The organism is Dyadobacter sp. HNCC25DJ185, from assembly GCF_056895195.1.
In genome coordinates, this window is record NZ_JBXHAR010000004.1 from 338,125 (window position 1) to 351,247 (window position 13,123).

General features: G+C 46.7%; 9 protein-coding genes. 5 read left to right on the forward strand and 4 right to left on the reverse strand.

Features of this window, described 5'->3' with window-relative positions; genetic code table 11:
* Positions 1-19: 19 nt before the first annotated feature.
* Positions 20-373, forward strand: a complete 354-nt coding sequence (locus tag AC1XUF_RS13275) for a filamentous hemagglutinin (RefSeq protein WP_483342287.1) — start codon at positions 20-22, stop codon at positions 371-373.
* Positions 374-395: 22 nt separating this feature from the next.
* Here AC1XUF_RS13275 and AC1XUF_RS13280 read toward each other — a convergent pair whose 3' ends face one another.
* The gene (locus AC1XUF_RS13280; RefSeq protein WP_483342288.1) at positions 396-938 is read right to left on the reverse strand and encodes an O-acetyl-ADP-ribose deacetylase; all 543 of its coding nucleotides are present in this window, start codon (positions 936-938) and stop codon (positions 396-398) included.
* A gap of 544 nt (positions 939-1,482) precedes the next feature.
* On the opposite strand from AC1XUF_RS13280, the gene AC1XUF_RS13285 reads away from it, so the two are divergent.
* Entirely contained in the window at positions 1,483-5,271 is a 3,789-nt protein-coding gene (locus AC1XUF_RS13285) for a carbohydrate-binding protein (RefSeq protein ID WP_483342289.1), read from the forward strand.
* Between the two features lie 2 nt (positions 5,272-5,273).
* Here the strand turns inward: AC1XUF_RS13285 and AC1XUF_RS13290 are convergent, their stop codons facing one another.
* Entirely contained in the window at positions 5,274-6,275 is a 1,002-nt protein-coding gene (locus AC1XUF_RS13290) for a GlxA family transcriptional regulator (RefSeq protein ID WP_483342290.1), read from the reverse strand.
* 188 nt (positions 6,276-6,463) lie between these two features.
* Between AC1XUF_RS13290 and AC1XUF_RS13295 the strand changes: the two genes are divergently transcribed.
* From AC1XUF_RS13295 to AC1XUF_RS13305, 3 genes are all read left to right on the forward strand, one after another.
* Positions 6,464-6,964: a DUF1579 domain-containing protein gene (locus tag AC1XUF_RS13295; protein ID WP_483342291.1), complete on the forward strand. Its 501-nt coding sequence runs from the start codon at positions 6,464-6,466 to the stop codon at positions 6,962-6,964.
* 321 nt (positions 6,965-7,285) lie between these two features.
* Complete coding sequence (locus AC1XUF_RS13300) at positions 7,286-8,689, forward strand: DUF4932 domain-containing protein (RefSeq protein WP_483342292.1); 1,404 nt, start codon at positions 7,286-7,288, stop codon at positions 8,687-8,689.
* Positions 8,690-8,774: 85 nt separating this feature from the next.
* The gene (locus tag AC1XUF_RS13305) at positions 8,775-9,956 is read left to right on the forward strand and encodes a M23 family metallopeptidase (protein WP_483342293.1); all 1,182 of its coding nucleotides are present in this window, start codon (positions 8,775-8,777) and stop codon (positions 9,954-9,956) included.
* Positions 9,957-9,969: 13 nt separating this feature from the next.
* On the opposite strand, the gene AC1XUF_RS13310 is transcribed toward AC1XUF_RS13305, so the two are convergent.
* On the reverse strand, positions 9,970-11,610 hold the full coding sequence (locus tag AC1XUF_RS13310; protein ID WP_483342294.1) for an arylsulfatase: 1,641 nt from the start codon (positions 11,608-11,610) through the stop codon (positions 9,970-9,972).
* 67 nt (positions 11,611-11,677) lie between these two features.
* Positions 11,678-12,763, reverse strand: a complete 1,086-nt coding sequence (locus AC1XUF_RS13315; protein WP_483342295.1) for a sterol desaturase family protein — start codon at positions 12,761-12,763, stop codon at positions 11,678-11,680.
* Between the last annotated feature and the right edge of the window lie 360 nt (positions 12,764-13,123).

A 13,123-nucleotide genomic window follows, 5' to 3' on the forward strand; every position in this document is an offset into this window, starting at 1 on the left:
ATTTCGGAGATTTTAAAATTTGTGCACGCGCGTCATGAAAGATGCAAATGCCCGGCACACTTATTTTAATAAGAGCGTACTAGTCTTAGAATCAAGATCAACACTAAAAACCATGGATATCTATCAATTTGCCAGTACGTGGGATATGCCTGCGTCCGATGCGGAACCCTTCGATCCGGAAACACCTCCCTTCGATCCGCGCCCCGAAGTACCTTCTCCCGATGTGCCCGAGGAAACACCCCCATTTGAAAAAGATCCTGAAACCCCGCCGATAGAACCAAGCCCGGAGTTGCCTCCTGTAGAACCGGCCATTCCGGAAGTGGAACCTCTACCTACGCCGGGCGGAGAACCGGGCATCCCCGGCTTCATTTAGTATGGGTCATGCATTGAATTGATCAGATGCCTGATCCCCTTTTTACTTGTGGATACTTGGCCAGATGCAGGAAATTCTCCTGGTCAAAACAGACGAATATTACTTTCCGGGGAATAGAATGGCTGCTGAGACAGTCCGAAACGGTTTCCACCGCGATCCGGGCGGCTTCGTCTTTGGGATACCCGTAAATCCCGGTACTTATATTAGGAAAAGCGACCGTTTCGCACTGGTTTTCAGATGCCAGTTCCAGCGATTTCCAATAACAGGACGCTAGCTTCTGTGCTTCGCCTTTTGCTCCGCCGTTCCAGACAGGCCCAACGGTATGAATCACAAATTGGGAAGGTAGTTTCCCCGCTGCTGTGATAACCGCCTCACCCGTACGACAGCCTCCCTGCCTGGCAACAATTTTTCGGCATTCCGCGAGAATAGCAGGCCCTCCTGCCCGATGAATAGCTCCATCCACCCCACCGCCGCCCATCAGAGATGAATTCGCAGCATTCACAACAGCATCCACATGAAGCGTTGTGATGTCTCCCCGTACTAGTTCAATTCTGTGATTTTCCAATGATGATCCATTTACCTGTATGAGTTCTCAAAAAAAACTATTCCTCACTTCCTCTTCAACTAGTACAATCCACAAATTTCTACCGTACCTCACTTTCTATACCTCTAAGTCTCCGTGTTGTAGAAGTAAGACTACTAAATTCAACCAATCTATTACATTCAACTCCGGCACAATGTTTACATGAATTTTTTAAAACCCCTTCCACCAACCGGCAACAAACGCCAGTGATCAATTCGACCCTCATCATCGTAGGTTTCAGGAAATGATCAAGGGATTTACCAATCTAGGGTACTACAAAGATGTCAAATACCCTCTAACTCTCGCTGGTACACAACACCTTGACTGTTTTTAAGAGGAAACGGGGCGAGCTTTTGGCCTTGGCCGTAGGAATACTCCTTTTTTCTATCCAATTTATTGATATAAAACAAAAAATTATGCGATATGTCAACCTAGTTCACCTACATACATAAAATATTAATTTCTATTTATAAATATATATTTTTCGAATAAATACTATATTGGAAGTGAAATAATGCTTTCCTCTATGAAAAATATTTTACTCGCGCTGTTGCCTTTTTTCAGCATTAACTGCATGGCACAAACTTACCGTCCGCTGGCAGGTAAAATTGAGGCCGAAAGCTATGATTCCAAGATCGGGGCAAATACCGAGACTTGTCAGGATATCGATGGCGGACTGGATATCGGGGGCATGGCAGATAATAGCTCAATCACCTTCAGGTTCGATGTTCCTTCTGCGGGGTATTTCACCTTCAGGATCCGTGTTGCAAATGCTGCCAGCGACAACGCGTCTCTCCAACTGATCAAGACTGCCGATGCCACCGTGCTCAGCCAGGTATCCGTTCCGCGCACCGGCGGGGCGCAGGGCTGGACAACGATTACGATGTTTGCAAAGCTGGTAAAAGGCAAGCAGACACTCCGTCTGTTGGCACAACGTGGTATTTTCTCCATCAACTGGTTTGAGGCGACCAGCGCGAGCAAGACCTTTCCCGGCAAAATACAGGCTGAAAGCTTTGACAATGCAAGTACTGTCAGACTTGAAAGCTGCCCGGACGGCAATGGAAGCAATGTAGCCGATATTGACGATAACGACTGGCTGGATTACAACGTGAATGTCCCCGCCGCGGGATCCTACACGTTCTACTTCCGCGTTTCCAACAGCTATGGGAATGGGGTTATCGAGATCCAAAGCGATTATGGAACGGCACTCGCGCAGGTTAATGTGCCACGCACCGGTGGATGGCAAAATTATGTAACAGTAAGCACAGATGCGGTTTTAACAGCAGGAAGCCATATTATCCGACTTTACGCCCGGCAAGGCGCATTTAATTTTAATTGGTTTGAAGTTTCGAGTGGCGTACCACTTTTAACCAAAAGTCTGCCGGGTAAAATTGAAGCCGAAGACTTTGATGGCGAGAGCGTAATTCAAACAGAAAACACCGGGGACGAAGCTGGCGGCAACCTGAACGTAGGCAGCATTGAAGACGGGGATTGGATGGATTACCATGTGAACGTGGCGACATCCGGCCTTCATACCTTCCAGTTCAGAGTGGCGTCCCCCAATGGCAATTGCAAAATCGAGATTAAAAATACAGCAGGTACAATCCTTGGCCAGGTTACTATCCCATGGACAGGCGGGTGGCAAAGTTATGTAACGCTAAGTACTACCGCTACATTAACGGCGGGTAACCAGGTGTTGAGACTATATGCCAATAAAGGTTACTTTAACATCAACTGGTTCGATGTACAACTTGGCAATAACATCCCTAAACCTCAGTCAGTTATCAATTTTGCTGCACTTACGCCTAAAACGGTTACGGATGCTCCTTTCAGCCTGGTCGCTTCCAGCAATAATGCCGAAGTGGCGGTGACCTTTACGTCATCAGACGCTTCCATCGTTTCGGTTTCCAATGCTACCGGCAGCTGGAAAGCAACGGTGGTAGGTGAAGGTACAGCAACAATTACCGCTTCTCAGGCAGCAAGCGCGTCCTTTTCCGCCGCAGCCGATGTGGCCCAGGCTCAGGTCGTACACCCTTCGTCGCCGTTGGCCCCATCTGCCAAAATTGTGCTGGACCCGGCCCGCTGGTATCAACTGACCAATGCAACCAATTCACTGGCAGGCCTTTTCGATGGAAATACACAAACCAATGTCAACACGGGCTGGGGCAAAGTGCTTAATGAATATGAAGCTTATTATCCATTGCTTCCGGGTGAAGCGATCACTGTTGAAAGCATTAAGTTCTTTGATTTCGAAGGGTCTTCGCCCGACAACCCGATGACTTTGTCGGTCATTACGGACCAGTGGGAGCGGATCCAGATCGCAACTTTCAAGGGTTACGAATACAATACCTGGGTCGGGCCCAACCCTGATAGCCAGGTAATTGCCGAAGGCAAATTTAAGTTGAGCACACCGGTGGGAAATTTCAGATACCTGGTTTTAAAAATTCAGGGCGTGCTCCCTACCGAAATGGAATTTTACGGCTCCTACACAGCCCCAAGCCAGCCATTATCCGTTGCTCCGCAAAAGTCGGTGCGTCTCGGAGATATGTTTGGTGTGAATGGCTATGAATGGAATTTCGAACTGGGCAGCAATCCTGGTCAGATCAATGAACCGATGATGAATATGGCCAAAAGCTTCAGTGGTTTTCGTCATTATATGGACTGGCAGAAGCTGGAACCAGAGGAAGGTGTTTACAGTTACAACCCGACCATCTACGGCGGCTGGAATTATGATGCGATTTACGAACGTTGTAAAGCCGAAAACATAGAAGTACTAGCTTGCCTGAAGACGCTACCTACCTGGATGCTGGACAGCTATCCTGCCGGCGAGCAAGACAATGAAAACGTGCCGCTTCGCTATGGCAAGGATTTCAGTGACCCGAATTCCTATATCGAGCAAGCAAAAATGGGGTTTCAATATGCCGCGAGATATGGAAGCAATACCAATGTTGACCCGGCACTATTAAGCACCCACAGCACCCCGAGGTGGAATGGCGACGTTCCTAACTCCGTGAAGATCGGCCTTAACCTTGTAAAATATATTGAATGCGATAACGAAAGGGACAAATGGTGGAAAGGCCGCAAGGCATACCAGACCGCACGGGAATATGCAGCGAATTTATCAGCCTTTTACGACGGGCACAAAAATACAATGGGTGCTGGCGTAGGCATCAAAAATGCAGACCCTAACATGAAAGTGGTCATTGCGGGACTTGTCACCGGCCCGGATTATGTAAAGGGAATGGTAGACTGGTGCAAGCAATACAGGGGCTACAAGGCAGACGGCAGTGTAAATCTCTGCTGGGATATTGTTAATTTCCACCTGTACATCGACAATGGTACGATGAACCAGAGCGGGACTTCTACGCGTGGCGCCGCTCCTGAAATGACCAGCGCAAAACAAATCCTCGATGATTTCATCAAAACATCTCACGAAGTATCCAATGATATGCCGGTTTGGATTACGGAAACCGGTTACGATGTAAACCAGGGAAGCCCATTAAAGGCAATTCCAATCGGCAACAAATCGGCGCTGGTGACACAGGCTGACTGGATACTGCGGACATCCCTGTTTTCTGCGAGGGCTGGCATCGACAAAGTGTTCTTTTATCAAATGTATGATGACAACACCGGCTCGGGTATGTTTGGCACCTCCGGATTACTCAATTCTGACCAGACCCGCAGGCCCGCTGCGGACTACATCAACCAGGTTAACAGGCAATTCGGAGACTATCGTTACAAGGAAACGCTCAACAATGATCCGATCGTCGATCGCTACGAGTTGAATGGCAAATCGCTTTTTGTACTGACTGTTCCTGATGAAATAGGCAGAACGGCGGAATACACGTTGCATTTCAGTGAAACCGGCGTTGCGAGAATTTATACCCCTGCGGCAGGAAGCACTGCTATGACCGTGGAAGAAAAACCGATTGTAGACGGCCAAGTAACCGTTACCGCTGGCGAAACACCGATTTTTGTAGTCGCAGCGAATGTTTCCAACGCCAGAACAACCGCTGTTGCCAGCGCGGCACCTGAGTTGCCATTGACCGAATCGCTGCATGAGGAAGTCAGTATTTATCCTAACCCCACCTCGGATTTTATCAACATAGATATGGCGAATGATCAAATTGGCGATGTCGAAATAAAGGTTTTCGATGCGGGATCGGGTCGTTTGCACCAAACCGTTCGCGTTCAGAAAGGCGGCAACAAGTTTTCCCACCGCCTGGATATCGCGGGTCTCCCTGCCAGCATGTATATCGTAGAAATAAGCCAGGAACAGCAGCATGCATTCAGAAAGATCGCTAAGCTAAACTGATCCTATACCAGTCTTTTTTCTAACCGACTTGCTATTTCGAGGCGTGTAATGTTGAATTTATCCCTGTACTCCTTAGGGGTAATGCCTGTGCTTTTTTTGAATAACTGACGAAAAGATTTCAAATCATTGTAACCGGAATTTAGCATCACTTCCAAGACACTCTGATCGGTCTGGGCCAGAAGCTTTTTGGCCGCTTCGATCCTGGTACGCTGCAGATATTCTATGGGTGTTACGCCAATCGCCTGTTTAAAACGCCGCACAACATTGCGCCTGCTGGCGGGGATATCCTGTATCAAGGTCTCGATCGTACTTCCCTCCTGGTATTCTTTTTCGATCTTTTGCTGCGCCATGTTTACCAGCCCGTCACCGTGATTTTGGGATGGGGCAAAAGTCCCGAAATAAGTTTGTTGTTCCCGGTCCATATCGATCGCGAACATCTTAGCGGTTTTCAGGGTGAGTTCCTTTCCGCACCTGCGCTGGATCAGGTAAAGCATCAGATGAAAACTGCTGGTGGCACCTCCGCTGGTATAAATTCCTCTGTCGTCGGTGACAACCGCATTGCTTTTCATGATGACTTCGGGAAAATTGGACGCCAATGCCTGGGCCGAATCGATATGTGTGGTAGCTTCCTTGCCGTTCAGAAGCCCGGCGGCAGCCAGCAAGAACGCCCCGGTACAAAAACTGGCTATTTCGGCCCCCTTTTGATGTTGTTCCCAAAGCCAGGGAATGAAGATCTTGTTACTGGAAACAGAAACGCCGAGGTCGCCTGATCCGAAAGCCGGGACCAATATCAAATCCATCTGACCAGACTGCCCGATCGGTTTCATTTCATACGAACCATAATAACTGCCAGGCAGCATATCACCCGAAAACAAGGAAATATTGAAATAGGCAGGCTGACCTGCCTTCTCGTAGAAATGATTGACGGACTCAAAAACATCAAGAAGAGCTGCTACACTTAGTAAACGATGTCTGTTCGTAATTAAAAGACCTAATTGCACCATGTTGATGAGATGTTGATTTCAAAGCAAGTGAACAAAACGGTACACAATATAAGCGTTTTGTCGAAAATACCCCCTTTCCCCCAACACCAGGAAAATCCTGATGGCCATGAATTATTCTATTTTTATACTTATTTATGCAAATTGCGGTTCTCCGAACTTACAAATCCGAACCGAAAAAGCAGGCGAATATGGGCAAGACTAAATTTGAAATTTCTTTGGAATCTGGCATCCACCAACAAATGCAGTCCTTCGTCGGGAATTGGGAAGGGACTACCAAAACCTGGTTTGAGCCCAACGTGGTGGCCGACGAATCGCCAATGGCTGGTACGATCCGCCCGATCCTGGGAGGCAGGTTTCTTTTGCATGAATACAAGGGCAGCCTCAGCGGAAAACCTTTCGAAGGTATCGCGACGTATGGGTTTGACATTGCAAACAACAAATTTCAGTCCGCGTGGATAGATAGCTTCCACATGGGCACCGGCATCCTGTTATCTGAAGGCCCTGCATTGGAAAGTGGTTTTTCCGTCCTCGGAAGTTATGGCGGGCCGGACATACCAGAACCCTGGGGCTGGCGAACAACCATCGAGCTGACCAGTCAGGACGAACTGATTATCACTGCATATAATATTTCGCCGGATGGGCAGGAAGATAAGGCTACGGAGACGGTGTATAGGCGGGTGACTAGTTAGAAAGCTCATTTGTATGACAAATTCCTCAACCAAACCTTCCACATATATCTGAATAACCTCTTCTCCGGAAACTGGCAATTGGACAGCCCTGAGCTTCATCGTCTGGTTGCCTTAATTCTCGTGCGGCCAAGCGAGTTCTATTGCATTCGGCTGTGGCAACTGCATAGCCCCATTCATTAAATAATTGAAATCAACCAGTGGATAATTCATTTTGATATCCATTCAAAACGCCTGTTACATTGATCAGTCTGGCTTAGGTACTTCTCATACCTTGGTTCACATCCAAAATATTAGCTTCCTGCCTAATTAAACCTCCAAAATATGTCGTCGCGAGTAAATTTGATTGCTTTACTGTTGCTAACACTATCCTTTCCTGGAAAAACCCAACAAATTCAAGTTATGCGATCTAATTCTGATATACTTGATATCCGAGAAAACAGTGTTCTGACTAAGGCCGCTTGGCAAATTAATACCGCAATAAAGCCAGACGTGTATGAGTCATATGTAACAGGCAATGGTAAAACCATTTCCTTTATTAGTGACATTGATTCTCTATCCTTTAATGTTAAAATCGGGGATGTGTTTTTGTTTGGCATTATTACAAACAAACAGGATACAGCCTTCACCCTCATAAAAGGGATACAGGATACTCCCTCTGCAAAGTTTTCATCTGCCTATATACAGTCTCATTCTGGCAAAACCTTTGTAGAAATTCCTCAGGTTTATGAATTAGTGAATGTCATAATCGCCTTGACAAAAAAAGGGAAGGGCGAGAATGGGCTGGTTATCAGGAATACGACTTATTATAAGGACGTAGTCAGCTACTTCGATCATTATAGTCATGAGCCGATCGTGGAAATGATTGACTCATTACTTCAAACCTACCCCAAATCCTATTTTGACCTAAAAATGGATGCTTACTCGTTTGACCTATCCCCAGCAGGTAGACTTATTCAAAGCGAAATTTATGATCGAATAAGCTGGGGAAAAGCTAATCAACTCAGGCCTTACATTCCCCAACTTGAAGATTTCGCTAACAAAACAGGATTTAAAGAATTTTATAGAACGCACAAGAGTTTTTACGAAAATCAAATTCAAACTTACCGTGACTCAATCGACGTTTCTCAAATGCTGCAGTGGCTGTCCAAAAATTTCCCAACAACTCGTTATGATTCTTTCAAAATTATCTTTTCACCTCTAGTGGGATACAGCCAATCGGTAAACTGGTTCGAGGACAACGGCTTCAAAGAGGTACAGGCGCATGTAAATTTTCCATATCGAAGTGAAGACGACGCAGCAATGTTTTCGAAAAAAGCCTTAAACGTAAAAGACGGAACAATTGTTTTTACAGAAATCAATCATAGCTTCATAAATCCAGAATCGGAGAAGTCGGAATATCAAAAAAATATTTTTTCCGCGTTTGCCAATCTCGATAGCTGGAATGAAAAAGGCAAGCCCGCCTCAAACTATAACGATCCAATCTCCGCGTTTAATGAATATATGAATTGGGGTCTCGTGAGCCTTCGATATATTGATTTCGCACCCTCAGAAGATCAGAAAGAATTAATTCGATTAACTGAGAAGCGACTAGTCGAATTGAGGGGCTTTAAAAAATTTGCGGAATTTAACCAGTTTCTCATAAAACTATATAATGAGAAAGGCAAGCAACAAACGATTGCAGCTCTCTACCCCGAAATTATTAGGTGGTGTGAGGATAATAAGTAATTTGTTATAACTATTCTCTCTTTTTAAGCTAAAAAGCAAGGTGGCATAGATTTGTTATTCATTGACTACATTTTTTAACAGTCTGATGAAAACAAGCTTTTGGCAACTTTCAATACTATGTTTCGCTTGTCTGGCCTCCTGCAAGCCGGTGCCGGTATCCCATTGGTTTCCGGTGACGCCGCTTGAACATTATGAAAAAGAGCTTTACAAGGATAAACTTGAAAAGACCGCTGCCGGACAAACCTGGTTCAGAGTGGGTGAAGCGGTTTTGAAAGATTCCGTTTTCGCAATCCCTCCGTATCAGGAACGGTTTTATCTGGGAGATTCGATTCCGGCACAGGCAGTCCGCCTTCGGGTTCCCGAAGGACGCAGACTGGTTATCAACCCGGTGCGCACTGAGCAGGATACCACTTCCAGGCTATTCCTCGAACTCTATAAGGTCAAATCCAATGGAAAAACGCAGCGACTGGATTATCTTAGCGATGCCAGACAAACCCTGGTTTATGATAGTCACGAACCGGATACCTTATTGCTGCGGATACAAACGGGCCTGAACGAGAGGCTTGTCGTAACACTGGCATTAACGACTCTGCCCTCGCTGGCGTTTCCAGTTGCAGCGCATAGCACGTCCGATGTGATCAGTTACTGGGGCGCAGACCGGGATGGTGGCATACGCCCGCATGAAGGGATCGACATCCGGGCCAGACGCGGCACGCCGGCTGTTGCATCACAAAACGGTTTCGTAACACAAACAGGCACTAACAATCTGGGCGGCAAAGTGGTATTTGTTTCTGCTGCCGGCAGCCCTTATTCGCTCTACTATGCTCACCTGGACAGCCAGCTTGTCAATGTCGGACAGCACGTTACGCAAGGGGACACGCTAGGATTGGTGGGAAATACCGGGAACGCGATCACTACTTCCCCGCACCTTCATTTTGGAATTTACAACAGAGGGAATGGCGCTGTGAACCCGCTGCCATTTATCAACGACCGAAAGGAAAAATTGCCGGACCTACCCGAAAAATCCCGCTGGCTGGGGGACACCGTTATCATGAAAAGAAAAGGTAATTTGTTTACATCAGCGCAGTTGGAGGCATCGGGGTGGATTGCCTCGTTACCTTCCAGTACAATGGTCAGGATCCTGGGCGAAACGGCCAAAGGCTTCCGCGTTCAGCTCGAAGATGGTACCAAAGGATATATTCCGACAGTACCCGTTCAGAAATACCGGAAACAGGTTTCGGGCATTACAAAAATAGGTACAGATTAATACCCAGCCAAAATCAGGGATTGAATTTAGGTTCAAAACCTTTGCCCTTGTTAATCTTGGCCCAATCCTCCACGCCCACACTCTTTGCCCATTCTTCATACAATCCGATCAGATCCTTCGCCACCTGGGGATTTTGAGCGATTATATTGTTGGTCTCTCCCCGATCCGTCTGGATATCGTATAGTTCCCATTGGCTGCTTCTGACAGACACCAATTTCCATTTGCCTTGCCGGACGGCTTTGTTACCAGCCCTTTCCCAAAATATAGGTTTGGCCCTTTTCCAGTCCTGACCGGATAATGCGGGTAGCAGACTTTCGCCAGCAAGTGGCAAAATGGCATTCTGGCTGAACTGAGAGGGATATTTCGCCCCGGCAACTTCATAAAGAGTAGGCGCGATGTCGATCAGATGTGCATTTCCGTCGATCAGGCTTCCCGCCTTTATTCTTCCCGGAAGTCTTGCAATGAACGGACTGCTTATCCCGCCCTCGTACTGAAAACCTTTGAATGATCTCAAAGGAGTATTGGAAGCATAAGCCCAGTTTCTGCGGTAAGAATCATAGGACCCCGAAGTTCCCAGCGGACCCCAGTTTCGGGTGGGCTGGTTGATCAAACCACTGGTAACATCTTCACCGGCAGCCCCGTTATCTGAAATAAAAATAATCAGCGTATGATCCAGCTTTCCCGATCCTTTCAACTGCTCAATAACCCTTCCAATGTTCTGATCAAGGTTATCAACCTGCGCTGCATAAACTTCCATGCGTTTTGCCCATAACTTCTGCTCTTCGTAAGTGAGGCTGTTCCAGGAAGGTATGTCATCATTTTTAATGCTGATCTTCTGGTTTTTGTCGATTATAGCGAGTTCCTGCTGACGTTTGAATCTCAACGTTCTTAAAGAGTCCCAACCTATATCGTATTTGCCTTCGTACTTTTTGATATCCTGTGGCAGGGCTTGCAGCGGCCAGTGCGGAGATGTATAAGCCAGGTAAAGAAAAAATGGGTTGGGAGAACTGCCCTGTTCTTTTAAAAATCCGACTGCATTCTTGGTGATTTCATCGGTATAATAGAAATCTTCATCGTCAGCCGGACGGAATTTGGTATCATCTTTGACAAAAAAGGCGCGTTTGCCTTTGGGCTGCTGCTTCACGACATAGTAATCGCTGGCACCTCCTATATTTCCATAAAAACGATCGAATCCACGCTGCCTGGGCCACCTGGTACTATCATCCCCGACATGCCATTTCCCGGACATCATCGTGCTGTAACCAGCCCCCTTCAATACTTCTGCTAATGAAACCGTTTGCTTGCTCAGGTATCCCTGGTAAGCAGGTATGCCAAAATCGATATTGAAATAGCCCATCCCGGCAGCATGCTGGTATTGTCCGCTCAGCAAACTCGCACGTGTCGGCGCACAGATCGCATTGTTGTAAAATTGCCGGAACCGGATTCCTTCCCTTGCCAGTTGATCGAGGTTCGGTGTCGAAATTTCGGACCCGTAGCACCCGATATCGGAAAAACCCAGGTCATCGGCCATGATCAGGACAATGTTGGGCCTTGGCAATGGCTTGGATTGGGAGGATTTCTTATTTTGTGCTACTAGTACCTGCGCTGTAAATAGAACCAGGAACAGTATCCGGCAGAGATATCTGATATGCATTGTGGTGGTTGTCTGTCATTGAAATAGGTTTATCAACAGCATAAGATACTGTTGATAAACCTACTATTTATGCTACCGCAGCGGCCGAGGCTTCGGCGGAATTATTAGTTATAAGCGGAATGGTTTCGGTTTCAGGTACAATGTCACCAACCATAGGCCCATTATGCGCCAATTCGCTGCCTGTCTTTTTGGATTTAAAAATCGGCCACATAAACTGCGCATACCATTCTTCTTCCTGATAATGCTTGATGCCATAAGAACTTGGGTACTTCCGGGTAATGATACCTGTCCCGAAAATGATATCCCATAGAAAGAACATATTCCCAAAATTACCTTTGTAATGCCCGATACCGTCATCGTTGGTATCAGCATGGTGTGCATGGTGTGTTGCAGGAGTCGAAATAAGTCTTTCCAGGACCCAACCTATCGGATTCAGCCATTTGATCTCGTACAACGGTTTGTCCCAGGGAATGCTAGAATGAGCGCCTGTTGTAATCAGCGATTTGATCACCTTAACAAACAAGGCCGCATAACCCAAGCCCAGGTAAGTCAAAGCAACGGTCAGATACGTTTGGGAAAAGAAAATCGTGTAAATGATATTCTGACGTCCGGCCATGGCCATTCCCATATAAGGAGCGGAATGGTGCGTACGGTGAAAACGCCATAACCAGGGTAATTGGTGATGCAGACGATGGTACCAATATTGCGTCAGGTCATCTGCAACGGCAATAATCAGAAATGCCCACCAGAATGGTACCCAGCTGAATATATCTTTGGAGGCCGGGAGTAAAACGGGTAAAAGCTTAAGACCGAAGTAAGCTACAAATGGCTTCACAACAATTTTCGGCACAACGAAGCAGACAATGTCCAATATACGTTCATTCTTGGTCCACTTGTTTTCGTAAAGCCCCACTGCAAATTCGATCACACCAATTCCCAATACGATGGCAGGCAATCCCCAGCTGCTCAGGTTTTCGAAAACCGCTTCCAGGAAGCCCGGAACCTTGAATGGCAACTGGTTACTCCCTTCCCATGGCCGGTGGCCGGTGATGGAAAAGGTGGCGAACATCAGTACAACCGGCGTAAGGTAAAGTAAAACGCTGATCAGGCCGTCGCGCGTTATTTTTTTGGTCAGGGCACTTTCCACTTTCATACAGCAGGGGAATTTTTAGGTGAAAAAGAGATAGAGATTAATTGAATAGCTGCCAGGCAAGCCAGATTCCTCCCGCGATCAGCACCAGAGGGGCGGCTGTGAGGAAAATTCCGACAGCAATTTTTTTTACCAGCAGCACTACATCTGATAGATTCATGATTGCATTGGTTAATGATGTATAGAACGGTACCCTATAAACGGGCACTGGTATATGAGATCGGAAATATCCCAGGACAGAATGGCCGCAACTGAAATTGCCAACCACCGAAAATTCCAGATGACCAGCCATGACTGTCGGATGGGATATTTCCGAATAAATGCTTGAAAGATGATCGAAAGCCGTGTCAACAACTTGCTTCC